This window comes from Neisseria sp. P0009.S008, assembly GCF_051958615.1.
GTDB lineage: Bacteria > Pseudomonadota > Gammaproteobacteria > Burkholderiales > Neisseriaceae > Neisseria > Neisseria subflava.
Genome location: NZ_JBQCVG010000085.1, coordinates 1 through 251, shown reverse-complemented (window position 1 = coordinate 251; position 251 = coordinate 1). Strand labels below are relative to the sequence as shown.

The following is a 251-nucleotide window of genomic DNA, read 5'->3' as shown; positions in this document are numbered from 1 at the left end:
ATGTAACTTTAATCTTTTTTTGCTCAGTCATAGTTTACTCCCAAAATGTCTTCTACTGTTAGGCCACGTTTAGCAGCGATATCAGCAGGTGTATATAACTTAGACAAGCCATCTAATGTAGCTCGTACAATGTTATAAGGGTTTGTAGAACCATGCACTTTAGCAGAAATGTTATGAATACCCATAGCATCAAAAACTAAGCGCATAGGACCACCTGCCTTTACACCACTACCTTCTTTAGCGGGTTGCAT

The 251-nt window shown here is 39.0% G+C and carries 1 pseudogene; it reads right to left on the bottom strand.

Annotation, left to right across the window (positions count from 1 at the left end):
• Window positions 1–23: 23 nt before the first annotated feature.
• Window positions 24–251 (bottom strand): annotated as a pseudogene (locus ACTHSQ_RS11375) (30S ribosomal protein S5); the annotation flags it as partial.